The organism is Rhizobium sp. SG741 (assembly GCF_012275435.1).
Lineage (GTDB): Bacteria > Pseudomonadota > Alphaproteobacteria > Rhizobiales > Rhizobiaceae > Rhizobium > Rhizobium lusitanum.
Map to the genome: position 1 here is coordinate 250,545 of NZ_JAAZQP010000010.1, position 25,450 is coordinate 275,994.

Sequence of the window (25,450 nt, forward strand, 5' to 3'; positions counted from 1 at the left end):
CGGAGATGCCAGCTGTTATAAGGCGAGCAGGCGCTCTGCGGTTTGAAGCTCTATTCTCGGCGGTGTCTCCGGGAACGCCTTCAACGCTGCCTCTATCATCCGCTTGGAGGTCGACGGTCCATCATCCTGCAACCATTCAGCATTACTGTTGGCGGCTCTCAGCTGCCACAACGGCGAATTCTGGGCGATCGCGCTAGCGATTGCCTGAGAATATAGGTCGCGGGCCATTGCGGGATCGCTGTGGCGAACGATGTCGCCTTTTATCCTGAGGAGTTCCGGACGGCACCAGCCGGCATCTCCGGCGAGCGCCCAATCCACCAGATGGGCTCCGCAACGCTCTCCTGCGAGCGCAATCACCGTCTCGAGCCGAGCCCCGTTGGTGTCTCCAACGAATGCAGTCTCAAACTGCCTTGTCGTGGCGTTTGATTCCGGGAGCAACAGCTCGAAGGCATCTGCCCAAAGCAGCGACCTGAGCATCGAATGTTTTGTCGATAGTTCTCGAAGAAGCGTGAGGTGATGTCGTGCAACTTGAAATTCGCCCAGACCGAAATACACCGGAAATGCGGAAACATATATCGCAAGGCATATTGATATCGCATCGTCCAAGTTTAGGGCTTCGGCGATAGCTTCGTCCGCGAGAGAAATCGCGCGTTGCGAGAAGCCCTGGATCCAGGCGGTTTTGGCCATCAACATCAATGCGACCGTTTTTTGATCATATCCCGCACCACTCGTCAGTGTGCGGCCGATCGGCACCCGGGTGGCTTCGACAGCAACAGTGCAAAGATGGTTCGTCTTTTCATGCTGCCCAAGGAAGTGGGTGTTCATGGCAAGGATTCTGCTGCTTGCACCATGAGCGAGCTTGCCAAACTTGGACTCCAGCTGAAGCGCAATATCAGCAGCCTCCGCGTATCTTCCCTGCGTTGTTATGATTGCGCAGCGTCCACTGTGAGCCCTGACGATCTCTACGTGGTCACCGGTCGTCTCTGCGATCTCGGCCGCCTTTTCGAATTCCCGGATGGCTTGTTGGTCAGCACGCAACCCTCGCACATGGAAGAGCACGAGGCCGAGGGTAGAGCGAAGCTGGGCCTCGATCAGAGGGTCGACGTCGGCCGTTCCCTCCATTAGCGTCATAGCCCGCTCGACGATCTTCAGTTGCTCGTTCATCAAGCCGAGTTGTGTCCAGAGGATATGGGACGCAGCCGTAATTTCGAAACACAACTTCCGTTGACCCGTGTCGAAACACCAGTCGAGCGCTGCGCGGACATCGTTTATGAGGTTCCCGTGCGCTTGAAGCCACTCGAACTTATCGAGATTTCGCCACTCAGCTTTCGCCTGTTCGAGTTCCGCGCAGACCCAACGAGCATGTGACAGGCTGCAGGATTCAGCGAACTCGCTTGCGCTAAGCTGCCTGCGAGCGAAGGCGCGGGTCATTTCCAGTAGACGAAGACGTCCGTCGCCACGGGACGTCGAGACTAGCGACTTCGACCGTAGGGCGGAGAGCGCGTCTGAGAACGTTTCTCTATCGAGAAAATCCTCGGCTATCGACCAAGCCGCGTCGCTTGTAAACGATCCTGCGAAAACCGAAAGGCAGTTGAGTAGAAGCTGCTCCTCAATCGTCAGCAGATTGTAGCTCCACTCTATTGTCGCTCTCAGGGTCTGCTGTCGGGGAGGGGCAGTCCTGCGACCGCGCCAGAGGGTGTTGATCGGATCGCTGAGGGAAGAAGCCGTGTTTTGAAGGCCGAGCCCTGCAACGCGTGATGCCGCCAGTTCGATCGCGAGGGGGATTCCGTCCAGTCTGCGTACAATATCGGCGGCAACCGAAATGTCTTTTGTTTCGGTAAGCCCGTTCTGGCCCGTGGCGAAAATCAAACGCTCATTGAAAAGTTCCAGTGCGGAAAAGTCATTACAGGCGGACGGCAGATCGTCTTTTTTCGGAACGTCCAGGCTAGGCAGGAGCCGGACCTTTTCCGAAGCTATCCTCAATGGTTCGCGGCTTGTCGCGATTACAGAGGTGGCGGGTGTAAGTTGCAAAAGCCTGTCGACGACGCCGGCACAGTTATCGATCAGGTGTTCGCAATTATCAAACACCAGAATGGTGCGCGAATTTCCCAGCGCCTGAACGATGCCAGGCATGGGGTCCGACGAAAAGACACTTAGACCAAGCGACGACGCCAGGTGCGAGACTATTAATTCTCCATTGGACAGGGCTGCGAGGTCAAGAAAGACGACACTGGTGTTCTCTGTGGCCAGGCAGCGGGCGATTTCGATTGCTGTCGAGGTTTTTCCGATGCCTCCTGGTCCCGTAATCGTCATCAACCGCATCGAGCGCATCAATTCTACACTCTGGGCGATGAACTCATCTCGCCCGATCAAACGCACGATCGTTGTCGGCAGGCCGTAGCGAGTCGTAGGCGCTGGACTGGCGGAGGAATCATCGATGATCGTAGACACCGGCTTTGCAAATTTGTAGCCAAGCCCCGGTACGCTTTCGATACAGAGAGTTGGCTCACCGTCGTAGATCGCCTTGCGAAGGGCCACCATGTGGACGCGCAGGGAAGCTTCGTCGACATATGTGCTCGGCCAGACGGTCTTGATGATTTCTTCTTTCGTTACGACTGTTCCCGCCTTCTCGACCAGGCATGTCAGCACATCGAAAGCCCTCGCACCGATACGTACGGCTGCTTCGCCCCTGCTTAATCGGCGCTGACCGGGATCCAGTTCGAATTCGCCAAAACGATAGACAGTCACATTCACCTCGGGACGGCACGCAGAGCAGGAATTAATTCTTTCGGGATATTTACCAGTAAACACTTGGGCAAATTCTGCTGGAATCGCAATAGCTGAACCCGCAGTCGAAAATAAGGAGGTGTCCTTAATGTTCATTTGTGCCAATATTTCACCCATTTTTGCAATTTCATCGCGCCTGGCTTTCGCGAATTTTGTGGTCGGCCACGAGGACAAATGACGTGTCGGGTTTCACGTGTCTCGAAGTCTGTGAATAACTGCAAGTTGCCGCTATCTGATGCGACCGCTGATTGCTACGTCTTTGAGCACGAGGTCTCCCCTCGCATACGCGCTGTCGTAACTGCGGCGTAAGAGCTCAAGTCCTAAACAAGATCGTTGCGCGCCACACTATGCTCTGTGCACCTGGCGTGATTGGAGGGAGACCTCGTGCCACATCCATTGACCGTGTTCGGCGGCGTGAGATTTCGCGCGACCATTCCTGCGGCGTTGACCAGCGAGGGCGCGCTTCTTCACCATCTTGGTGTTTCGGTTGCCGAGTTGAAGAAGATTTGGTGGTTCCGTCACCGGATGTACAGCGATTTCGAAATCGCGAAACCGTCTGGAAAGAGTAGAGTGATCAACGCGCCGGATGATCGCCTCAAGATGCTCCAGCGGTACATCGCCAACTTGCTTGACCAGATTTACAAGCCCCGCAATCCGGTTCACGGCTTTGTCCTCGACCGGTCAGTGCGAACCAACGCTTCGTCGCACCTCAGAAGCAAGTTCGTAATAAATCTGGATATCGAGAACTTCTTCGGTTCGATATCCGAGAACCGCGTTATCGGACTTTTGAAGGCCCTCGGCGTCGACGAAGGGGCAGCGGAAATCGTCGCTCGGATTTGCTGTAATAAGGGACACCTGCCACAGGGAGCCCCCAGCAGCCCCGTGCTCTCGAATATGATCTGCTTCCGGCTAGATAAAGACCTCCAACAGATCGCGAAGAAGGTGCACTGCATCTATACTAGATATGCGGACGACATCACTTTCTCGAGCTACCAACCCTTGTCTTCGCTATTCGAGGCAGCGGTACCTCCAGCGGGAAATTTCGATTTCGATATGTTGGTGCCTCATCTGAAGCAGTCGTTCCTTAACAACGGCTTCAAAGTCAACGCCTCTAAGGTTCACTATGCAGACAGGAATTCGAGGCGGATCGTTACTGGCCTCAAAATCAACGAAGGACTCAATGTTGATCGCAGGTTTATCCGGGACATACGGAGCGCGCTTTTCTCGGTCGAGAAGGACGGCTTGGCAGTAGCCCAGCAGAAATACGCCGAGAAATACGGAGGAACGAGTTCAATCGACCTCTACCTCAAAGGAAAGATTTCGTGGATCGGAAGCGTGAAGGGCAGGTCCGACCCTGTTTTCCGTGGTCTCGCATCGAGGTTCAACCTCTTGTTCTCGTCCAACCGTATCAAACTCCTGGCGACTCAGGCCGAAATCCGCGAGCGTGCAGTCTGGGTGCTCGAGCATTGGGAAGGGAACGGCGCGCAAGGGAGCGCTTTTTTTCTCGAAGACGTTGGTCTCGTAACGGCGTGGCATTGCGTGGCCGAGGCAGCGAACAAAGGGGAAATTGATGTGTACCACCCCACAAAGCGCTCGAACGTCTTCAAGGTGAAGGTCGTCTCGTATTGTGCCGTGCGCGATCTCGCTATCCTCGAACACAGCATTCCCGGCAATGAGTTTTACGAATTGCAGGCCTCTACGCGTGTTGCCGGCATTGGCGACAGCGTCGCGGCGATCGGCTATCCGTCCTACGGCCCGGGAGATGGGATCAATGTTCGATCGGGCCAAGTGAGCGCACTGCCAGTCAAAAGTGCAGTGCAATTGGTCGAGGTGACTCAAAAGCTCTCACAGGGAATGTCCGGCGGCCCCGTTTTGGACGACGAGGACAAGGTCGCGGGCGTCATCCACAAGGGCGGACCACACGAGGCGCGCGACTTCGCCGTGGGCATCAAAGCGCTTACTGACCTGGCTGCTGGGAAATAGCTTGCTTTCGACGCTGGTCAGATTCAGGGTGCGTTTGAAACGAACGTTGCCATAGGCGGTAGATCTCGGACGAGACCGCCTGAGGCGGTTGTCGATTGCATCGTCATAGCTGACCATCGACACGGCTGAACGCTCGCGCAAGATTGCTGTGGTTATCGTGGACAGTGAGAAGGGAATCCGAGATTCCCGTGGACAGTAGTAAGGCGCAGTGCTTTTGGAGCGGCGGCGAGAGGGCAACATGCAGCGGTTCTGGGTAAACATTGACGGCAACATCGAGGAACACACCGTTCCTGAGAGCATTGATGAAGTCGTGCCCGGCGTGTGCTGGGGCGGCCCGGAAGAGCTTTTCACACCGGCCTTCTGGAAGTATCAGTCCGAGGCGCAGATGCGCCGCAACCTATACCGCGATCATCGATTGGGTGAAACACTACTTGAGGAAATCGCAGTATGCCTCTTGGGTGGCTACGGAATTCCTGCGGAAATGGGAATGATCGCGTTTCAGCGCCTTCGTGACGAAGGCCTGCTAGACGGCCATGCCAACGAGCAGGCCTTGCACGACAGGCTCATCGAACCCTTCGCGGTCGGCGGGAAGCAGCGGCGCTACCGCTTTGCTCGCCAGAAGGCTTCATATCTCGCTCGCTCGCTAGAGAGAGCGCGAGATTTCTCCGTCGATGTACCGGAGCGTCAGCTTCGTGAGCAGCTATTGGTATTGCCGGGCATCGGCCCAAAGACGGCGTCATGGGTCGTTCGAAACCATCTCGATTCCGATGAAGTCGCAATCATCGACGTTCACCTCCACCGGGCCTGCGTGATGATGAATGTCTTCGAGGCGGATTCCCATCCCGCCAAAGACTACTTTGGATTGGAGGACCTCTTCCTGAAATTCGCCAATGCGATCAAGGTCCGCGCCAGCATTCTCGATGCGGTCATGTGGGACTTCATGAGACGCATCGGTCCGACTTCGAAGCCGATGAAGGTCGCAGCTCCCGCGCAGCTTCAGTTGGCCTTGTGACGTCGCTTACTCGGAAGCGCTCCGGCCGATTACCGCCACGCCGACCCCTAAGAATTGATGGTCTACGGGAAGTAGGGCGTCAGCGAATTCCTGTCCGAGAATGCCAAGCGGACAAAAGCCGAGGTCGAACGCCTCACTAACAAGCGCCAACGTTTGCAGGACTGCGCCGGCATCGCGCCATAACAGTGAGTCCGGATTGGTGTAGACGGTAGACGGCGCTCGAACATCCGCTAGCAGACTGATGACGTGCCCATGCGCGGACGGAAGAACCGCCGCGCATTTCGTCATGGCCGCGGCGAGCAGGTCAGGGTTTCTGGGTTTGATGGCAAGGAACTGGTCGGTGTCGTCATCGTAAGTGATCGCAAGGCCGTCGGGATCGATGACGACGCACTTCACGGGGTGCAGCGCTCCCGCCGATATTACGCGCTTCCGCTTTCGACCGAGATGCGACCCGCTCCCGAGAAAATCGGCCTCGAGCGCCTCACGCACAACGGCCGCCGCCTCGCGAAGCGGAGCCAATTCCAGAGCACGCGTGGAGCGCCTCGACCGTAGTAGGTCTAAGAAGTTTCGTGTTGGAGCGATCAGGCGCGGGAGGTTCAACGCCTGGGGGGCAAGCCATTCCGGCGCAGACGAGGGCGGCGGGATTCTCGTCGGGCTTGGATCAATATGGCTCAACGCCGATCGCCTTCATCGTGATATAGTGCTTCTCGCATCCTCGGCAGTAACCACAAGCGTAATCGCTCTTGTGGCAGGAGTGGGACCACGCGAGGACATCCATCGTAATCTCTGACACCTCGACGAGTTCCTCGGCGGAGTAGGCGGCGGCGGGAGCCTCCAGCCGCAGTCCGCCTTCCTGCATGGAAAGCAGGGCGCTCAGCGCTTCCACGAACTCCTTGCGGCCATCAGCATGAAAGCCGTCGGTACGCAGTGCGCCGATCTCCAGAACGTCGATCTTGTGCTTGATGCATTCCATCGCCGCGATCGTGACCAGCATCTGATTTCGATAGGGCCACCACTCGCTTGCCGGAGCATGCGGGTTGGCTTCTGCTCCGGCGAGATCGCCACTCCCCAAGGCAGATAGATCGCAATGGATGATTTTGTGATCGATGCCAAGTGTCTGGCAAACAGCCGTGGCCGCACGAATTTCTCCGGCGGCAGCCTTGTGTCCGTAGTCGATGGTGATCGCAAGATCGGGCTTGCGCCAATAAGCAAGACACGTGGAATCCATGCCGCCTGAAAGCAGAAGTGCCCGCCTCATGATCGCCACGCTATCTGAAAGAGGGCGCTGACATAGTCGTCGTGGAGATGGGCACCCGATCCCCGTGGAAGCTTGAGATCGACTTCGCGCATGTTCTGTGTGACGCAGAAGACAGGCTTGCCGAGCGCTCGCGCGTATCCGACTTCGAACACAGTGCCCGGGCTGCTGCCGTTCAAGATCGCAAAGACCGCATCGCATTGGTCAATTGCAGCAAGGTCCTGCTTGACGACGATGTCCGCCGATCCGGGGCCGATGTCGTGAATCGGGCTGAATACCCTCATCCCCAAGCCGGTAAGCTGGTCGCGGGCGTCATCGATCATCATTCGCTGGCCCAGCTCCCGGAATGGGCCTGCGAGATAGATGTCGCCGCCAGACTTTGCCGCCGGTTTTCGCGTCGTTTCCGACGAAACTGATTTGATCGGCAGCGCGCGCGTTTCGACATAGTCTGCTGTCGAAAGGCTGGCGAACTCGGCAGCCTTGGCGGGCAAGTGCTTCTGAATTGCCCAGGCCAAGGCAAAAGCCGCCACGAAGACATCGCCGGAACCGATGCTGAAGACGTTCTGTGTCTCGTATGCGGATACATGCTGGGCGTTTCCGGGCTCATAGACCGTTGCGCCATTGATGCCGTCTTTGACCACGATCACTTCCGCATTCTCGGTCGCGAAGAGCGTTCTGATCGCCTCATCGACCGAGGAAGTGCGGGCCATGCCGAGAATCTCGCCGCGATTGGCGATGATGGCCAGGTGCTTGGCCTCTGAGCCTGAAGCGGAAAACCCGCGTGGATTGGAGGACGATTGAGGATCGTAGACGACATGGTCGGCCGATACCTTGGGGTCGCATTCCAGCATGCCGAATTTGACGACAACATCGCCTTCGACCGCTGGCATACTGACCGGCTGAATGTGGCGTGGCTCGATCTTGGGAACGGAAAGACTGTGGAGGTACTCGAAGGCGATTGGGTGTCGACGAGATGTGATCTTGAGGTCGATCGCTTCGTCCGCAAAGATAGCGTTCGCGCTCACGAGCTCCTCATCCGCGAGCGCGCTGTGGAGGCGGATGGTTCCGACATGGCCGGCTAAAGCAGCTGCTGCACGGCCTGCTGACCCGTATAATTGGTCCCAATACGGGAAGGCGCATTTCTCGCGGTAGATGCCGCCGACAATATCGATCTGGCTCATATGGGATAGATTTCGACCGTGACCGCGCCGCCGCTGATCTGCGTCACCCGAGCTGTGTATTGCTGGCCAGCATTCATGCACTGGATGATTTCGGGCAAGCGTGCGGAGGTGATCGCTCCGGCGATGCCGGTGGCGGCTTGGGCAACTACACGGGGGCCGGATTGCACCACGGTCATCAAGGTGTTGACCGATAGGGTGTTGACCACCGTCATGTTAGGAGAAGCAAGAATCGTCACCTCAGTGAACATGCAAGGGTTTGGTCCGGGATCGCCGCCACCGCCGCCTTGTACGGGTGTTCCGGTCGTCGATCTCGGCGTCCATCTGCTTTCGTTGTTGTTGGATTTTCGATCGTCACCTGGCCCGGACATGTCATAGCTCCCCCACTACGTGTAAAGCAGAGTATTATTACTTAAACGATAGTCAATTGTCAGAAGTTGCACTTCAACAACCAAAGTTGTGGTGTTGATCCTGCTTTCTGAATCAGACGAAGTCGGGCGTACGCATCGAGTTTTCAGGTCAGAAATGGGCTCGAAGGCAACCAATTCTCGTGGGCCGGAAGCCTTACGGCTTTTCGCGAACGGATTTGATGTACGTGTAGGCGATCTCGATCCATTGCGCACCGGGTATTTTCGCGATGATCGGAACCATAGTCGCGGCATAGACGAGCAGCCCGCCGGCTATGGCGCTAATCACAAGCTTTCGAGTGGCGGCAAGAGTGTCTTTGGCGAAGGAAAGCGTCTGTTTGACCACCGCGGACCATATGTTCTCCAGCGTTCGACCCAGCGACAGCACGTCACGCTTATCCGGTTGTTCCTCGTCCTCTACCCAACTGACCACGGTTTCCAAAGCGTCCGACACAGCCGGGTCGACCGTCGGAATGTCCCTAAGATGCTTCACGAGACGAGCGGCGCTCTCCGTCAGCTGCTTTATCGATCCCGGCTCCAGATGCAAACCATAGGCGTTCTCACAATACTCTCTCCAATTCTGGAATTGGGAGAGTGCAGCGAAAACGCTTTCCAGATGACCGATCAGCATTCCTGCTATCGACGATGAAAGCTCTTCGGCTTCCATTTGCACGTAGCGACTGCAGATTTGAGCGCCAGCTCCGATCTGCACGATGTTCGTGTATGACGACATCGTCGTTTGAAGTCTTGCGAAGGCGTCTCTGACCCGCGGGGAAACGTTCGTCGCCTGCAGGTCTTCATTGACATAGATGCCGTTCTGAATGGCCGCTTCCAGCGCGGCCATTGCTATATCTTTCTCACGCTCATAGGGTTTGATCGGCTGATCGACGACTTTTAGCACTTCGCCTTCGTACCCGAATTGGAAGGCTGCCAGTTTTTGTCCGGGCGTGGCGTCCAGGATATCGTCAGGGCCTATCTGATTGAGGCCGATTTTCAGGCCTGCAATAAGGTTGATGAATCGTAACCGGTCGCCCTCATAAGGGAGGTTCGCGACGAGCTTCTCGAGCCCGCTAATGTCGGCAATGTTCACCTTATCAAGCTTCGCGCGGCATCTTCTGACAGCCGCCTTGAGCGCATCCAATTCCGGAGCGCCGGCGTTCGAGGATGCTTTTTGGGTCCGCGTTATCCGCGTCTCCATTTCTTCCAGAATGTTCCCAAGTCGATCCGGCTTCATGATCCAACCCGCGTCAGTCCAAGGCAAAGTACACGGGTTGCGATCTAAGAGCGCTCCTTCCCGGGGCGAAGGGACAGTTATCCACAGGGGTGTTCGGTTGAAAGCCGCTGCTACACCGCGCGTTCGCGGGATTTCCGCCAGTCGGCGGGGGGGCGCTCAAGGATCGGACGGCCGATCGCGATGAAATCGGCCCGGCCGTCCACGAGAATGTGTTCAGCCTTCTCGATGGTCCGCATAAGGCTCACTGCTGTTCATTTGTTGTCGAGATTTTACCCAACTTTGTATTTCATAGCGATCCTACCTGAATGTCGATATCGCAAATTCGTCAATCGGCTCTCACACCGCGCACTGCGTCCCAATGGCGCGATGGCATGGCAGGTGGGCAACTACGTTCATGCCGGGGAGGTTGTCCCGATCGACTCCATCATCATACCCATTTTCCGCGACCTGGGGATGAAGATCAGAAACCGGATCGTCTGGACATCCGGCCATGGGCTGCACTGCCGGAACAGGTTGTCCGGACGCCACGAGACCATCGTCTGGGCGACCAAATCGGACAACTACACGTTCGATCTCGACCCTATTCGGGTGCCGCAAAAATATCCTCAAAAACGCCACTACAAGGGACCCAAGAAGGGCGAGTTGAGCGGCAATCCCAAAGGCAATAACCCTGGTGACGTATGGAGTGATATTTCGAACGTCAAATACAATCACCCCGAGGAGTTGGATCACCCCTGCCAGTTTCCAGAGGCGTTGATCGACCGCCTTGTTCTTTCGTTGACGAAGCCAGGTGACCGGGTACTCGACCCGTTCGCAGGATCGGGAACCGTCGGGGCAGTCTGCAATCGCCTCGGGCGTTCAGCAATCCTGGTCGAGCGCGAGGAGTACTATGTGCGAATGGCAGCGCGTCGCCTTCGAGTGGGGTCGCAAGGTTCGTGAATGGGGAGGGTTTCTAGGGACGAGCAGCGGGAGTTTCTCCATGGAGAATACATTGGAGGTTCTCACGACCAGGAAGTCTGGACATGAGGTTCACCGGCATTGGCCGGACGAGGTCAAGGCGCAAATCGTTTCGGAGAGCCGTCGGCCCGGCGCGATGGTGAATGGGGTCGCACGGCGGCATGGCTTGAAGCCGAACCATCTGTCGACTTGGCGAACAATGGCACGGCAGGGCAAGCTTGGCCGCGCCTGAGGATGGGGTGGTCGGTGTGTCGGAGCGTGGTGATCGGGTTCCTGTGCTCGCGGGCGGGGATGTAGCGCAGCGTGAAATGGATATCGATCGACGTTTGGACATGCTGATTCCCTTTAAATTGGAGACGCGTGGGACCTTATGGGCATTGAGATCATAGTCCCGAACATGACCTCCTGAGGGTCTACGGATCGGAGCAACTTAAAACGAGCTGCGAAATTCCTCTTACTATAGTGTCCCAAAAGCAACATTCGACTCGGGCTGAAGGTGGGCTAGGAAAAAATCAAGCCGTAATTTTATGACGGCGATCCAGTAGCGTTTGGATGAATGGGCGCGCTGCTACGCGCATCGGCGCACCGCTGTCGAGCGGCAAGACCCAGACGTAAACACCGAGCTATCCAACACGAACCATTACTTCCTCGCGTCGGGAGAAACATCTCTGACGCGCACCTTTTTCCATTCCGTCCGGGAATATTTCAAGGTTCCGATTTCGCCTCTGCCAAATCCACCGATCGCGAGCAGAGATAGCTCGTCGTTCGGCTCCGTGCTGTCGAACCCACGTCTTGAATTCACTTCGTTTTGGCTTGGTGAAAGACTTCGATCAATGCCGAAGTCTTCTTGGCGGGCGAAGCGAGGCCGAGTCAGACGTCTCCCGTGAGCGGGGAGTGTTCATCGTTTTCTGCGGGTGGATTGAAAATCGGCGTCTGCAATTTGGCCTGAGCGGTTGGGAATTGTGCACGCCACCGGGAGGTCTGGAAAAGGTGGCTTCAGTAAAGTTCGGTGCCGCCGCGTTCAATTTTTTGCGGTCACTTCCAGCGAGTTTCGATAACGATCGAAAGTTCGATGTCGTGTTGCAGCGCCGACTCGGAGGTTAGTATGCGAACTCCTTTCAGCCATTTGTAAAGAGGACTTTTGGACCGCCATTCACGCAAAACGCAATCGACATTTACCTCGGAAAGAGGAGCTTGAAATTGACCGCGGATGGAGTTTATTTCCACGTGCCGAACGTCGGTGAGCACCCCGCTCACGGCGCGATCGGCTCAAATGAGAACGCACCGCATTGGCGTGCGGTGCGTCTCGATCGGTCGGCAAAATCTGTTCACGCAGTTTTGCCGCAAATGGCCTAGAATAGGAGTAGACCATTGGCATCTTTCTATACCGAACATCCCTCCGAAACAACCGGGGAGCATTGGCTATCCGGCTTCAACGCGAAAAAGTCGGTGGATTGGCCAAACTGCCACACTTCGGCAGCGGAACCAGGCTCTCAAGCGAGCTGAATTATGCTCGTTCGGCTTGATCGCTGGCGCAGCTGCAGCTACTGCGCGTAGCTCGGCCTTTTCAATGAACCTCTATGCAACAACGCATGGTCCGCGACGTATTCGCCGTGACCTCGGTTAAGCACGCCGTACCCGGAAGGGAGCGGTCAATGGAGATATTCGAATGAAGCCGTTCAACAACCCGCCTGCCAAAGACATTCCAGTGCTCGTGCGCGAGTTCGACCTGCAACCGTTCAACGACTCGTATGAGGAATTGGTCGACACGCTCCGCTCAGTATTTCTCCGAAGGATGGATCGCATCGGTCAGGATAGCGACTAGTCCACGTCGTTTTCCCCAGCTTGATCCCTTGCGATTAAGTACGGAACCCGCATTCCATCGCGGTCGCCCGTGTCTTTGGGTCAGCGATAGGCCGTGGATAACCGGGGTTCGGACGTGTCGGAGGTCTACGTCGCAGAGCGAGAGCCAAGGCCCGTCTTCTGGCGATGAAAGTACACTTTCCCCGGCGTGATGACCGCGCCGGGGAGATTTGGCCGCGGCTGCCCAAGTTCCTGGCTTTTCCTTCAGTGTCCTGACTTCGGCGCGGGTATTCCTGGACCCATCTGTGGGCCACGTAAGGAGTTTTGCGAATGAAATCAAAGATGCGAATGCCGCCTAGTAAGCGCAAAAAGGAATTATTTTAGGAGGAAGAAATGATCCAAGATAACGGAAAGCGTCGCGAAACTTTTGCGCGGCGCGGGCATCTTACCATATTCAAAGAAGCCGCTCCGCTTCGCTTGCTGGGCATACGTCGATCTGAGTTACTTCCTGCGGTTTGGCGCTCGATACCGCTTCGAAGGAATGAGGTGGTCGGCAATTGGTTCACCCGTGATCCAGTAGCCTTTTCCCAGATACTCGAACTCCTCGGCAGCCCACAATATCTTCCCAACGCGTTGCGCCGGACTCCGCCCGGGCACGCTTATGCCATCCTCAATGAGCTGTGCGAGTATTTCGGTTCTTCCAAGTGGCTTTCCGGCAGCCTTGAGGATGATTTTAGTGTGCGCCCGGATGCGGGAGGCCAAGTTTTCCGCGCGAGCGAGTTCCCTTGGCAAGGCGCGCGAGCGCGATTTGATCGACACCTCGGTCGTTTCGACCTGTTGAAGCAGGCCCCGAAGTGCCTTGGTTTCGGCGTCAGCCTGCTGCGCCATTTCCAGCATTACGTCCGCCCGCGTTCGCAACGAAGCCGCCCGACTGCGAAGGACGGCAGTCTGCTCTTCGGACGTGGCGATCTTGCGTCTCAGTTCGCCGGCCCAGCCCGCAAGGTCGAGCTGCGACTCTTCTGATTTGGAATCTTTCTGTTGATAGAAAGGATTCCCTTCTTCTGCTTTGTCTGGAATCATGTCTTGTTTCAAATGTCGCAACTTGCGCATCTTTTCTAAGTAAGCGTTTTAGTCTCGGAAGTTAAGTCTATCTTTTCGTGACCTTTTTGTCATGCAGGCCGGAATCTGTCTTTTTTCATTCCGGACTTCGAACGGTCACAGCCGACAAGGAGTCTTGATGCCTAACGATGACGATCCATACGTACTCGATTATTTCGCCTTCGCCCGAGCCAAGGACGACACACCAGTTAGATGGGTGGCAAGCGGACGTCGAACACATCCAGTTGGTCTGGTGCCGTTGAATAAAAGTAAACACTTCGGCGTGCCGTGGGAAAGTCGCAACGTCGAGCGGAACGCGCTGAGGATGCTCTCCGCGTGTTCGCGGGTGGTGAGGATCAACTCGCAGCCCCATAGTCTGTTTTTTAAGGTGCGCGGGATCCGATGGCAATTTCGTTATACGCCGGACATCGAAGCCCATGTTGAGCGCAGCTTCCTTGATGACCTTACCATAGGCAGGCCGTTGTTCGAGGCGGTGGCCGATCCGTTCCACGGCCCGATCGCGCCCAACGACGCCGTGCCAATCGTCCTTGAGATGAAGTCGACGAACGACAAAAGCCTTCAAGAACCGTCGAACAAAACGAAGATGAATTTGGTGAAGGCGATCTATGCTCACGTTGGCCAACCTTTCTTCATCCTCTCCGAGCGGCCACATATCAATCTCGAGCAGATGCACATCATCACTCACCTGGAAGCCGGAGCCAGAGATGCCGTCGGCGACCTCGAACGGTCCCGTTGTTTGTTCGCATTCGGACGAGAGCGGTGCCTGACCTACGGCACTCTCAGTCACGAATTGGGAGGGCAGCCTAAAGGTGAACGGCTCGTGAAGGCGCTGCATTTCAAGCAATTCGTGTCGATCGATCTTCGAAACGGTCTGGTGCCGGACGCCCTGGTTTGGTTGAGACAGCAGACGGAAATCGCCCGAGATGTTTAGTATCTGCCTTAGCGACAGGTTCATGCTGCTTTCCATCCCCGAGCCCGGCGACTTCTCGGTCGTCAGCTTGGACACCCAGGCCGTAACGCTGCAACGGTATCCCAACGGTGAAGTTCTCGTCAAAGACGCGACCGAGTTCGCGTTGGAGTACGCGAACGGCGACATCTGGCAAACTGCCCAGGCGGGACAAGAGCTGAGGGCATCGACGGCTCGGCACCTTCTGGCTTTGGTCAAGCCGGAGGGACGGATGGTGACCGTTGGCGAGATGGAGGACTGGGAGAAGCAATGGGAAGAGGTAATCCACGCACGGACCAAACAGTTCTATGGAAACAAGTACATCGATCAGCGTAGCTTCAATCTCGACTACACAAAAACCGAGGACGATCTCGCGGAATTCATGAGGGATAATCACGAAGAAGCCGGAAAGCTAGGCCTCGGCAAATGGACACCTTCAGCGACAGTCATTCGGGTGCTTGTCCGCAATCGGACGAGGCATGTGAGCTTGGTCGACTGCATGAGAAAGGATCCCGCTATAAGGGCACGGGGTATCTGGCCGCAGTGGACTTATACCTTGGCGCACGAGGCGATCGACAGAGTCTTCCGCCGCGAACTTCCAAGCTGCGCGGAGGCATACAAGTGGTTTTTTGGACAATTCTACTTGGAGAGGGACGATGGCGTCGGCATCGAGGGAAAGCGTCCCGATCCGCCCACGGAACGCGTTTTCCGCAATTGGTTCAGCGAGGCGTCCAAGAAAGCTAACCTCGTACGACTTCACGGAGCTCGTAAGGTCAACAAGAGCCTGAAGGGTGTGATCAAACCGCAGGACGCCGTGCGTCCTTTGCAAATCGTGATTATTGACCAGACGCTCGGCAACATTTGGTCTGCTGTTAAAAGCCGCTCCGAAAGCTTGGTCAACAGGGCGCTGCCGCGTAATCCAGTCGATCAGAATGCCAGTTCGCGTGAGGAAGAGCCAAAGCTTCTTACGACGAAACGACCGGAGATCGTTTACGCGGTGGATGTCTTTAGCAGAAAGACCCTTGCCTTCATTCTTACTTTCGAGCCGCCATCCATTGCCACATTTATGGCGTGCCTGAGAATGGTGATGACGCCTAAGATCGATTGGATGAGGCGCTATCCGGATCTACCAGACGCGACAGCAGGGCATGGTTCTCCAGAAACAGTTGTACTTGACAACCTGAGAGTTCACGTCACCGACAGCGTCCAGCTCGGTTTGCTGGCGATGAACATTGCCATCGAATACGCCGCGCTGGCGTCGCCCGAGTGGAAGGCGATAGTTGAGCGTGCCATTGGAACCGTGAAAGGAGTTATGGCGGTTTTGCCAGGAGGGTTCCCAATTAACCAGAAGGACATCAACTCGTCTGATTACCGGAAATACGCTCGGCTTGATCTGGATGAGATTGATGAACTCGTAACGCACAGGCTTGTCACCGAACATCATACGAGACCCCATGCCGGTACGAACGAACCGCCTGGTTCCCGGTTTGTGTCCGGCTTGGAAAGACACGGAAGAGGTGTGCTCAACGATCTGCGCCAATTGGACCTTATGCTCCGTCGTCGAAAACCGGGGGCAACGCTGACAAGGAATGGGGTCGAGTTTAAAGGGCATCGCTACCATGACGAAGGTCTCGTAAGTCGCCTCCTTGAGGAATTCTCGGCCAAGACGAAAGGCAAGCTTGGCCATCCCGTCAGCGTGGAGATCACAATTTTATGGAAGCTCCGCGACTGCAGTTCGATCGGCGTGATTGGTCCTGGCGGAAAGGAGCCAGTCGAATTGAGAAATGTGGATCCACTCTTTGCGAATACCCCGGTTTCGTTCGACTTCGCCGCCGCCGCGAAGAAGGCCAACGCGAAAATATTCGAGCTGAAGTACCCGCCCGAGAAACGAGCAAAATATCTGAGGGAATACTTTGAGCGGCTTGAGCAGTTGTTGCCCAAACAGACCCATAAGGCTGGGAAAACGACAGCTAGGCTGCTGGAAGGCGGCCGGCCGATCGTCATCCCGCCGGACGTGCGCCGATTTGATATCACTATTCCCGTCACCAACCTGGGTGTCTCGAACGTTGACATCCCGTTCGCTTATGCGGCCGACGAGGGCCGTGAACCACCCACTACGCCCAAGAGAAGTGCCCCAAAAGCGAAATCCAAGCCCCCAGAACCAAAGTCGCCAGATCCGCAATGGCAGCCTCCGCCCTCGCAGCCGTCTTACGTGTTTTCGTCGGCAGCGGAGAGCGAGGCTTTCCTCGACCAGCTGGAAGCTGAAATGGCTGCGACACGTCACTGAAATTGAAAAGTGGAGCCCACGCAAGATGAAACCACTGCCAGATATCTCAAATGAGTTCCGTCAAATGCGTATACCTCTTCCCAAAGTTGACGAAGCGCATCAAGCGATCAATCGCCTCAAAAACAGTCGCTTGGCAGCTCTAAACGACAATCGCCCGACACGCGCAGAGGCGGGGTGCGTTACGATTTTCGCTCCGTCACACGCTGGGAAAACCACCATCATAAGCTGGTACGTGGAAAAGTTTCTGGGCGGCAATTACAATGTCAAAGAAACGAAAGTTGCCATCATAACTCTAAACGGCGAGTCGTCTCAAAGCGCGTTCATGCCTCAAGTTCTCAAAGGACTGGGCGATCCCTTGCCCTTTCTGGGCAAGCCCGCTGAAATGTTGGATCGACTCCACGGTTTAATAGCGAAACATCCCATGCACTTGATAGTGTTTGACGAGTCGAACAACCTGAGAATGCGAAACGCAAACGATAAAGACGCAACGAGAACACACAATACTCTGCGCGGTCTCGCAAAATTCGCCGGTTGCCCAATTGTGGTCGTCGGCACCGATGAGGCCAAGGCGAGGATTGGTAGTGACGGGCAGATTTGCAGTATAGATTTCCCGGTCCTTCTCGAGCCATTAAGTCTCACCAAGCCAAAAGATGCGGCCGTGCTTGTCCGATACTGCTCAGCCCTTGGGATTAAATTGAAGGAGCACGGCCTGTTTGAGTGCCGAAGCAATTTTGTGGTGGAGAATACTCTCGCATGCTTAGTGGAGGCTGCCGGTGGCCTTCCTGGACGAATTTCGCGCGTGGTGGAACGCGCGGCATATCTAGCGCGCGACGAAGGAGCTAATTGTGTCGACGTAAGACATCTGGAGGCTGCCACCGACCTCTATGCCATTCCCCACGGCTTCGTAACATTGAACCCATTCACTAGAGAACGGGAGGCAAGAGAGAGAGCAAAGGCCAAGACGGCGCGACAAAGTGCCTGAGCATTACCGGACAGATGGGGCGGCGCACGATACCCAGTGCCAGACTGCGACTTTGGCATTGGGTATCGAACTCGGGAGTGGGGAAGGTATGAGGGAGGCTCTCCATCGCGCCTCGTTATGGAATGGATTTCCTCGTCCTTCAGTCATCATTGAGCTTGCGGGTTGTACGTCTGTTCGAAAGGTCTCAGCGCTTGGAGTTTGCGATAACCGAGGCGACATCGCGGAATTAGCTCGAGTTCTCAGCATTGACCCAACCGTCCAGGACAGGTTCATCCAAGAAAAACTCCCTGTCCACGCCAGCCGAGATTTTGTCATGTTCTTCGGTCACGCCGTGCGACGTGCTCACATCTCTAGTGCCCGCCGTATCGCTCCACAGACGCTGGCCCAAGGCGGGAGTATGAAAGCAATCTGGTCGCTGAAACCTTTAGCCTTGGATCCGGTGAGCCGAGAGTATCTTTGCGATCGCTGCCCCTGCGATGCGCTGCTCGGGTGGGAATTGGCCGTTGACGCTTGGACTTGCGACCGATGTGGGGCCGACCTTCGAGATGGTCCGCTTAGGATTTACGAGCCCCGCGACGAGCGGGCCTTGGATTTCGCTGCTCGCATCATCGATCCCGAAGCTCCGGATGGGCGCTTTTCGCTTCCGGCCGGATCGCAGCTCGAAGACGAGCGCGTTGGTGACCTATTTCAACTGATCGTGCGCATCGCCCAAACTTGCGAGCGTGTTGAGTCCGCTGATCACCGAAAAGCGATCCAACCCCATAATCTCGAAAGAGCGGGTAGGGCCGTTCTCGATTGGCCCAATGGCTTCATAGAGCTTGTGGAAACTGTTACTGCCCCGACACCGGAAAACAGAGAGCTTGGTTGGTTCGATAGGAAGCCGCTCCGAAGACTACAGTTTGATCCAACAGTGCCCGCGACGATCAGGGCAAGAGTCAAAGACCTGCTTGATGCAGTGCGGCGCATTGAGGCGTTGAATTCGCGAGGACCTACGTCGTCGAGCTTCGCGTATCCAACTAACTTTGCAGAGGCAAGCCGATTGAAGCGCCCAAGAGAGGCTGTGCTGAGTCTGATCCGGAGCCGAGGCGCTCAAGCGGACGATTGTCTCGCAGGAAAAGGGCACTTCAACCGTTACATGACCGCGTTGCGAGATATCCGGACTGTTCACCGTTTTTCGGAGGACTTAGGCGTGTCGATTCCAGTAGTATGCGAGCTACTGAATCGCGGTTTGGCACCTGAGTTGGCAACGGATGTCGCCCACCTTGGCCCGGTTCCTCTCCCGACTATCGAGGGCAGTTTGATCGCCGGCGTATCCAAGGTAATCCGCCCCGGCACGATAGCCGGCGCGCTAGGGCTCGTATCCTGTTGCTTTGCATTGGACCCATCGCTGACATTCAGCTGGTCGTCGATTTTGCGGGCGGTGCTTGAGGGCCGGCTTGAGGTGTGGCGCGGTAGGCGGCCAACGCGCGGCCTCATGTCGGAACTTGTCGTGACTGACATTTCACTGCTTCGCTCACTTGTTGAGAAGCAGCGAACGAATGATGAAAACCGGAACGCTCCCATAAGTCATAGAGAGATCTCGATGGCTATAGATCGATCACAATCTGTCGCCGCCAACATTGTGAACTCCGGGCTGATGCAAGGCGTGTCCACACTCGGAAGGTTTGCGCAATTGCGGCAATCGTGGGTATTCATCTTCGAGTTGCATACCCTTGCAGAGATGAGCCGCCGACCGGCCAGAAATCTCTCTCGGACCTTGAAAGCGTTCGATGTTAAATGCATGAGGTCAGGAGACGTGACTTTTTGGCAGCGCGATGAAGCGCTTTCTTGCCTTGGACTGCAGTTGTCCTAGCTTGACGATCTGCCGCTTGTTCCGAGTTCCAAGTTTAGTTTCTCGATGTCTGATCGATTAGCCTGTATCGAGTTGCAGACCGAATTCGACGCCAGAGCGGTGCTGGCGTCCGAGGTATTACCGCTAAGCGATCCTTTCTGAAACATAATCCGACAGGGGGGGCTGTTGCCCAATACCCGGCAAATCGTCGTTTCGCGTCACTACGCGATCGGAAAGTAACGGACGTGAACGATTTCTTGAAGGAGACGCTGTGAGCAAACTTCTCATGGAAGCAAACAAACTGGTGTCCACTCCGATGGACATTCCTTCCTTCGCATTTCCCGTAGAGCCAAGACCTGGTGAAGGCGTTCCAGACTTGCTCATGAGGGCGACATTTGAAAATGGCTTTAGCGGCATGCGAGCAATCAATCTAATGCTGGGCTATGCCGAAAATACTCAGTGGTCGCACAGCGCTATGACGGCCCGGACCATAGACGCGGTGGCTATCGCGACAATTTTAGGCGTGAGGGAAGAAAGAATTCAGGAGCTCCTGTACGGACGACAGCCCGGGCCGATCAATTTCTTCGGTGCCAAAATATCGCCCTTCAGCTTCGGTCGTGCGAGGAAAGTATCGCCGACCTACTTGAAGCAAAAAGGATATCAAAAAGCCATTTGGGGTCTTCGTTGTTTTTCGTTCGATCCGGACAATCGCGAGAGGCTCGTGGATCAATGTAGCTGCGGAGCACGTCTCACATTTGAGAGGAGCGCCGTACTAGCGTCTTGCAACTATTGTGGCGCGGATCTGCGAGAGCTCGAGACATCAAACGTAGACATCGCCGATGAGGCGGCGCTCCAGTTCTTCCTTTCTCTCATTGATCCTTGCGCAGATCGCTCGATGCAGTGGAATATCGACGACGGTTTGAGGCAGTTCTCTCGGGGCGAATTGTTCACGCTCATTGTGGACTCTGCAAAACTGTTGAACTTGCAGGCGACAGGCCGCAAGGACACCAAACTGGGTGAAAACTATATCATCCCGCACGATTTCATTCTCGAGGCCGCCAACAGTGTCCTCAACTGGCCGAATGGGTTCCTCGATATGGCGATCTCTATCGAAGACAGCAGGGTGACGAATTGTCGCCGCTCAAAAACACATCCGGTGGTGGCGAGCATCCCGCGAAATTTCAAAGACCTCAGACGCTTTCTGAGAAAGGAGCTAAACATCCTATTTGGAAGAGGGAAGCGAGTGCGATTTCATTATCCGGGCACGAGCATTGCTGAAGGTGACCATCCGCCGATTTTCTATCCAAAAGCCGTGAAACTGCAGGGCAAAGAGTTGGGGCTGCCATTATGCGAGGTGTTGAATCTATACCAGATTGGGTCCGTCCAGTGCCCCGACCGGTCGCTCGGGCTGCTGTTGGGCGCACCCGCGAACGCACCGCTGCTCAACACCGAGTCCTTTAAGCGAAGGCCATCGGTAGAGGCGAGAGGCCTACCTATCTTCGAGCTGGTGCATGCCTCTCGGAGTTCAAAGCATCCCTGGGCGCAGGTTTTCGCAGCCATCCTCAACGGCGAAATCAAAGTAAGGTGGCAGCCTTCCAAGGGGAACAGCAACTGGTTCTCAAAATGCTTGTTCACCACGGACGAAGCCCGAGTGAGAAAAATCTGTCAGTCACGCGGGTCAACCCTTAGCCCTGACACCGAGATATCTATTGACGACTTGCTATTCTACTTTCGAATGATGCGCACCTCGCGAGCGATTTTGCGAGGCGCGCGCGTGATCCCTCGTGGCAGGCTTACCCTTAAGATCCTGTGGGGCCTGCAGGAGCGCTACATGACCTTTCAAGACATAAAGGCCCATCTTTTCGTCAACGGCATGCGGCAATTCCCGAGTATTCTGGGGCGGGACCTCGATAGCTCTGGCCTGCGTCGGATTGTGCCAGAGGTCAGGCTCTACGAAAGGGGGGAGGCTGAAGCCTATTTGAGGGCGTTTCGCCCTGGCGTTCGCAGTGTTTAGCGCGAGGAATCAAAATAACTTCCATTTCGGGAATCAAGTAATTTTTCCGGCCATAACAGCGTCCGATCCGGGGGGAGGCCGCGCGCATTGACGTCGTCGATCAGGTGAGCGGGGAAGCGCGCTGCAATCTCGTCGAGCGTATGCTGCGCCATCCGTTGAATTTTTCGGATATGCAAAAGGGTGAAGATGCGAGAGGCTTCGCCGAGTGCCGTGCCAGCCATGGTGTTTGCTCCTTTGCAGCTGTCTGTATCAGTTTCATTAGGGCTAATATGCTGCTTCGTTGACAATCAGACAAATGAAATGATATGGTGCTTAGGATCAGAAAAATTGAAGGTTGCCGATATGACCGTACCGTTCCGCCGGCCCATACCGTTGCTTGACAATGAAGTTCTGCGCACCTTTGTAGCCATTGCCGAGACCGGCAATTTCTCCACCGCCGCCGATGCGGTCTTCCGCACGCCGTCCGCTGTTTCGATGCAAATCAAGAAGCTGGAAGAGCAGCTCGGCGTGACGCTGTTCCTGCGCGACGCGCGCTCGGTCAGCCTGACGCAGCATGGCGAGATGCTGCTCTCCTACGCGCGCAATATCCTGGCCTTGTCGAACGAAGCCGTATCGCGTTTCATCATGCCCGAGCTCAGCGGCGTGGTGCGGCTTGGCGCACCCGATGATATCGGCGAGCGCCTGCTGCCGACCATTCTGAAGAGCTTTTCGGAGAGCTATCCCGGCATCATGGTGGATGTCGTCGTGGATATGAGCCTCCAGCTGAAGAAGCGCATCGAGGAGCAGCGACTGGATCTGGCGCTGATCAATTGCGCGACGCGGCCTTTCCCGACGGAAGGCGAAGTGATCTATACGGAGCGTCTCGTCTGGGCGGGTGCCAAGTGCGGTACGGCCTATCGGCGCGACCCGCTGCCGATCTCCATCTGGGAAGACGGTTGCATCTGGCGGTCGGAAGCGTTGGCGCAGCTGGAACGGCAGAAGCGGCCTTACCGCGTTTCCTATCTCAGCGCCCACACGATGGCGCAGCGCGCCGCTATCGTCTCCGACCTTGCGGTCGCGCCGTTCCCACGGTCCTACATTGGTGAGGATATGGAGATCCTCGGGCCGAACGAGGGGCTGCCGGAACTCACCTCCTTCGACATTCGCCTGCTGACGGCATCGCAGATGACGGGGCCGATGAAGGCCGTTGCCGATAGCATCCGGCAGGCATTCATAGAGATCGGGCGAAAAATGGCCGCGTGAGCCGCCGCCGGTTAAGCGTTACTCGCGGCTGCGCCGCCGTCTGCGGCCGCCGCCTTCGCCGCCGGCATCGTCGCCAAGCTGTTTGCGCTCCGGCAGTGTCACCACCTTCGCCAGTTCCGGAAAGGCATCGACCTTGTTCGGCAGCGCCATGGCGTAGACGAAATGCTCCTGAAACTTTGATTCAAGCGCCGTCTCTATCTTCTCGATTTTGCTGACAGTTTCCTCGATCTCGCGGCGATGGCCGCGATTGAGCAATGCCATGCGCGCGCCGGTGCCGGCCGCGTTGCCGACTGCCTTCACCTTGTCGAGGGTGCAATCCGGGATGAGACCGAGCACCATCGCGTATTTGGGATCGATGAAGGTGCCGAAGGCGCCTGCAAGGCCGATGCGATCGACATGCTCGACACCTTGCTTGTCCATTAACAGCTTGACGCCGGCATAAAGGGCGGCCTTGGCAAGCTGGATGGCGCGGACGTCGTTCTGTGTCACGGTAATGCGTTGTTCGCCGTCGCGCAGCAGGTAGGAATAGGTGCGGCCGTTCTGCAGGATACGCGGAGAACGCGCCATCATGCCGCCGTCGACCACGCCGTCCTCGGAAATGATACCAGTCAGGAACATCTCGGCGACCACCTCGATGATTGCCGAGCCGCAGATGCCTGTGACGCCAACGGTGGCGGCGGCTTCGTCAAAGCCGGGCTCGTCCGACCAAGGCTCGATGCCAATGACGCGATAGCGCGGTTCCAATGTGACGGGGTCGATGCGGACACGTTCGATGGCGCCTGGTGCTGCGCGCTGGCCGCTGGAAATCTCGGCGCCTTCGAAGGCAGGGCCCGTCGGCGAGGAGGCGGCGACGACGCGCTGACGATTGCCCAGCACGATTTCGGCGTTGGTGCCGATATCAACCAGCAGCATCATCTCATCCTGGCGGTGAGGCCCTTCAGCGAGGGTGGCGGCGGCGGCGTCGGCTCCGACATGGCCGGCGATGCAGGGCAGCATGTAGACGCGCGTGCCGGCATTCATCGGCAGGCCGATCTCGGCCGACCTCAGGTGTACCGCGCCTGAGACGGCGAGCGCGAAGGGTGCGCCGCCAAGCTCGGTGGGGTCGATGCCGAGGAAGAGGTGATGCATGATGGGGTTGCCGACGAAGACCGCATCGAGGATGTCCTGGCGCGACACGCCGCCGTCGGCGCAGACCTTGTCGATCAGCCCGTTCAGCGCTTCGCGCACGGCATTGGTCATCGCGACCCGGCCGTCCGGGTTCATCATGACGTAGGAGACGCGGCTCATCAGATCCTCGCCGAAGCGGATCTGCGGATTGGAGGTGCCGGCAGATGCCACCGTCCGGCCCGACAGCAGCGAGGAGAGATGCATGGCGATAGTGGTCGAGCCGATATCGCAGGCGATGCCATAGGCCTCGTTCTTGAGGCCGGGGTAAAGCGCGATCAGGCGGGGATGGTCATCGGCGTGATCCTGATGGATCGCGGCGGTGACTTTCCATTCTCCCTTGCGCAGGATCGACTGCACTTGCGGAATGATGTGAAAATCCACGTCGAGATTGTCGTATTTCCAATCGGCAGCCAACGCGGCTTTCAACCGGTCGAGATCGCCCGAAGGCTTGTGCATGTCCGGCTCCTCGACCTCGACGTAGCACATATGCACGGCCGTATCGCGGATGATGACGCGCTCGTCGACGGCTTTGCGCACCACCTGCGCATTGATCACCGTGTCCTGCGGCACATCGATGACGAGATCGCCCTGGATCAGGGCAGAACAGGAGAGGCGGCGTCCATCAGGCAGATCGCGCACCTCGGCGTAGCGTCTTTCCTTGGGGCCGATGGGCGAGAGATGGTCGTTGGCCGAGACGATCTTGTGCTTGGCGAAATTGCCCTCCTGCACCGAGACCTGGCAGCGCCCACAGGTGGCACGGCCGCCGCAGACGCTCTCCACATAGACGCCAAGCTGCCGCGCAGCCTCCAGCACCGGCGTTCCCACCGGAAAATGGCCGCGCTTACCGGAGGGCATGAAGAGGACGAGGGGATTCGCGCTGTCGCTGGCTTGGGCCACGGATCAGTCTTTCTGTTTGCTAAGGCGGCGTACGTTCGAGCGAACGCGCTTGCTATACGGCTTGACCATGGCCTGGGCGACGGCATCGACGGCGCGATGCGATAAGGCGTTGCCCCCCTTTGTCATTGCCGCAATATTCTGCTGGGTCATGGCGATATTGGTGGCAACGGCACTTTCGGCCGCGGCCATCATCTTTTCCGAAACCATCTGGTTGAATTCCGTCATGTTGACGCCGCCGCCGGTCATCGCTGTCATCCACATTTGCGACAGGCGCATTCCAATCACCATTGGCGCCTGGATCCACAATGTGGCGAGATCATCGGAAAGCTTCCGGCTCGGATACTTCATC

Annotated in this window: 22 protein-coding genes; 11 read left to right on the forward strand and 11 right to left on the reverse strand. The window is 56.7% G+C overall.

Features of this window, described 5'->3' with window-relative positions; genetic code table 11:
- Nucleotides 1-15: 15 nt before the first annotated feature.
- The gene (locus FHT29_RS24355; protein ID WP_168600235.1) at nucleotides 16-2,904 is read right to left on the reverse strand and encodes a winged helix-turn-helix domain-containing protein; all 2,889 of its coding nucleotides are present in this window, start codon (nucleotides 2,902-2,904) and stop codon (nucleotides 16-18) included.
- A 267-nt stretch (nucleotides 2,905-3,171) separates the two neighbouring features.
- Between FHT29_RS24355 and FHT29_RS24360 the strand changes: the two genes are divergently transcribed.
- Together FHT29_RS24360 and FHT29_RS24365 are read left to right on the forward strand one after the other, a co-directional pair.
- Nucleotides 3,172-4,770 carry a reverse transcriptase domain-containing protein gene (locus FHT29_RS24360; protein ID WP_348644884.1) on the forward strand — a complete coding sequence of 533 codons (1,599 nt, stop codon included), beginning with the start codon at nucleotides 3,172-3,174 and terminating at the stop codon, nucleotides 4,768-4,770.
- 238 nt (nucleotides 4,771-5,008) lie between these two features.
- Complete coding sequence (locus tag FHT29_RS24365; protein ID WP_168600236.1) at nucleotides 5,009-5,782, forward strand: hypothetical protein; 774 nt, start codon at nucleotides 5,009-5,011, stop codon at nucleotides 5,780-5,782.
- Between the two features lie 6 nt (nucleotides 5,783-5,788).
- On the opposite strand, the gene FHT29_RS24370 is transcribed toward FHT29_RS24365, so the two are convergent.
- The 6 genes from FHT29_RS24370 to FHT29_RS34980 form a co-directional block, all read right to left on the reverse strand.
- The gene (locus tag FHT29_RS24370) at nucleotides 5,789-6,457 is read right to left on the reverse strand and encodes a nitroreductase family protein (protein ID WP_168600237.1); all 669 of its coding nucleotides are present in this window, start codon (nucleotides 6,455-6,457) and stop codon (nucleotides 5,789-5,791) included.
- Nucleotides 6,444-7,040: a 7-cyano-7-deazaguanine synthase gene (locus FHT29_RS24375; RefSeq protein WP_168596868.1), complete on the reverse strand. Its 597-nt coding sequence runs from the start codon at nucleotides 7,038-7,040 to the stop codon at nucleotides 6,444-6,446. Before FHT29_RS24375 ends, FHT29_RS24370 begins: the two co-directional genes overlap by 14 nt.
- Nucleotides 7,037-8,062, reverse strand: coding sequence for a PfkB family carbohydrate kinase (locus tag FHT29_RS24380; protein ID WP_168596867.1), 1,026 nt, complete (start codon nucleotides 8,060-8,062; stop codon nucleotides 7,037-7,039). The genes FHT29_RS24375 and FHT29_RS24380 overlap by 4 nt, the downstream gene beginning before the upstream one ends.
- A 152-nt stretch (nucleotides 8,063-8,214) precedes the next feature.
- Nucleotides 8,215-8,466 (reverse strand): hypothetical protein, encoded by a 252-nt coding sequence (locus FHT29_RS24385; RefSeq protein ID WP_168600238.1) that lies wholly within the window; start codon nucleotides 8,464-8,466, stop codon nucleotides 8,215-8,217.
- Nucleotides 8,467-8,779: 313 nt separating this feature from the next.
- Nucleotides 8,780-9,856 carry a hypothetical protein gene (locus tag FHT29_RS24390; protein WP_168600239.1) on the reverse strand — a complete coding sequence of 359 codons (1,077 nt, stop codon included), beginning with the start codon at nucleotides 9,854-9,856 and terminating at the stop codon, nucleotides 8,780-8,782.
- Between the two features lie 110 nt (nucleotides 9,857-9,966).
- Nucleotides 9,967-10,092, reverse strand: a complete 126-nt coding sequence (locus tag FHT29_RS34980) for a hypothetical protein (protein WP_281408391.1) — start codon at nucleotides 10,090-10,092, stop codon at nucleotides 9,967-9,969.
- Here FHT29_RS34980 and FHT29_RS24395 point away from each other — a divergent pair.
- From FHT29_RS24395 to FHT29_RS24405, 3 genes are all read left to right on the forward strand, one after another.
- The gene (locus FHT29_RS24395; RefSeq protein WP_281408390.1) at nucleotides 10,082-10,795 is read left to right on the forward strand and encodes a site-specific DNA-methyltransferase; all 714 of its coding nucleotides are present in this window, start codon (nucleotides 10,082-10,084) and stop codon (nucleotides 10,793-10,795) included. The genes FHT29_RS34980 and FHT29_RS24395 overlap by 11 nt on opposite strands.
- Nucleotides 10,796-10,835: 40 nt before the next feature.
- The gene (locus FHT29_RS24400; RefSeq protein WP_168596863.1) at nucleotides 10,836-11,045 is read left to right on the forward strand and encodes a transposase; all 210 of its coding nucleotides are present in this window, start codon (nucleotides 10,836-10,838) and stop codon (nucleotides 11,043-11,045) included.
- A 1,437-nt stretch (nucleotides 11,046-12,482) separates the two neighbouring features.
- Nucleotides 12,483-12,638 (forward strand): hypothetical protein, encoded by a 156-nt coding sequence (locus FHT29_RS24405; protein WP_168596862.1) that lies wholly within the window; start codon nucleotides 12,483-12,485, stop codon nucleotides 12,636-12,638.
- A 479-nt stretch (nucleotides 12,639-13,117) separates the two neighbouring features.
- Here the strand turns inward: FHT29_RS24405 and FHT29_RS24410 are convergent, their stop codons facing one another.
- The gene (locus tag FHT29_RS24410) at nucleotides 13,118-13,696 is read right to left on the reverse strand and encodes a hypothetical protein (RefSeq protein WP_168596861.1); all 579 of its coding nucleotides are present in this window, start codon (nucleotides 13,694-13,696) and stop codon (nucleotides 13,118-13,120) included.
- Between the two features lie 157 nt (nucleotides 13,697-13,853).
- On the opposite strand from FHT29_RS24410, the gene FHT29_RS24415 reads away from it, so the two are divergent.
- The 5 genes from FHT29_RS24415 to FHT29_RS24435 all read left to right on the forward strand — a co-directional run bounded on the left by FHT29_RS24415 (nucleotide 13,854) and on the right by FHT29_RS24435 (nucleotide 21,795).
- Nucleotides 13,854-14,666, forward strand: a complete 813-nt coding sequence (locus FHT29_RS24415) for a hypothetical protein (RefSeq protein ID WP_168596860.1) — start codon at nucleotides 13,854-13,856, stop codon at nucleotides 14,664-14,666.
- 22 nt (nucleotides 14,667-14,688) lie between these two features.
- Nucleotides 14,689-16,968: a DDE-type integrase/transposase/recombinase gene (locus FHT29_RS24420; protein ID WP_168596859.1), complete on the forward strand. Its 2,280-nt coding sequence runs from the start codon at nucleotides 14,689-14,691 to the stop codon at nucleotides 16,966-16,968.
- 25 nt (nucleotides 16,969-16,993) lie between these two features.
- Nucleotides 16,994-17,950 carry an ATP-binding protein gene (locus FHT29_RS24425; protein ID WP_168596858.1) on the forward strand — a complete coding sequence of 319 codons (957 nt, stop codon included), beginning with the start codon at nucleotides 16,994-16,996 and terminating at the stop codon, nucleotides 17,948-17,950.
- Between the two features lie 397 nt (nucleotides 17,951-18,347).
- Complete coding sequence (locus FHT29_RS24430; protein WP_168600240.1) at nucleotides 18,348-19,802, forward strand: hypothetical protein; 1,455 nt, start codon at nucleotides 18,348-18,350, stop codon at nucleotides 19,800-19,802.
- Between the two features lie 250 nt (nucleotides 19,803-20,052).
- On the forward strand, nucleotides 20,053-21,795 hold the full coding sequence (locus FHT29_RS24435; protein ID WP_168600241.1) for a hypothetical protein: 1,743 nt from the start codon (nucleotides 20,053-20,055) through the stop codon (nucleotides 21,793-21,795).
- On the opposite strand, the gene FHT29_RS24440 is transcribed toward FHT29_RS24435, so the two are convergent.
- Complete coding sequence (locus tag FHT29_RS24440) at nucleotides 21,792-22,016, reverse strand: hypothetical protein (RefSeq protein ID WP_168600242.1); 225 nt, start codon at nucleotides 22,014-22,016, stop codon at nucleotides 21,792-21,794. The two genes, FHT29_RS24435 and FHT29_RS24440, sit on opposite strands and share 4 nt — an antisense overlap.
- 79 nt (nucleotides 22,017-22,095) lie before the next feature.
- Between FHT29_RS24440 and FHT29_RS24445 the strand changes: the two genes are divergently transcribed.
- A complete protein-coding gene (locus tag FHT29_RS24445) occupies nucleotides 22,096-23,037 on the forward strand; it encodes a LysR family transcriptional regulator (RefSeq protein WP_173410923.1) in 942 nt (313 codons plus the stop codon).
- An 18-nt stretch (nucleotides 23,038-23,055) separates the two neighbouring features.
- On the opposite strand, the gene FHT29_RS24450 is transcribed toward FHT29_RS24445, so the two are convergent.
- Together FHT29_RS24450 and FHT29_RS24455 are read right to left on the reverse strand one after the other, a co-directional pair.
- Nucleotides 23,056-25,059: an ASKHA domain-containing protein gene (locus FHT29_RS24450; RefSeq protein WP_051964446.1), complete on the reverse strand. Its 2,004-nt coding sequence runs from the start codon at nucleotides 25,057-25,059 to the stop codon at nucleotides 23,056-23,058.
- Between the two features lie 45 nt (nucleotides 25,060-25,104).
- On the reverse strand, nucleotides 25,105-25,449 hold the full coding sequence (locus FHT29_RS24455; RefSeq protein ID WP_037202600.1) for a hypothetical protein: 345 nt from the start codon (nucleotides 25,447-25,449) through the stop codon (nucleotides 25,105-25,107).
- Nucleotide 25,450: the final 1 nt, after the last annotated feature.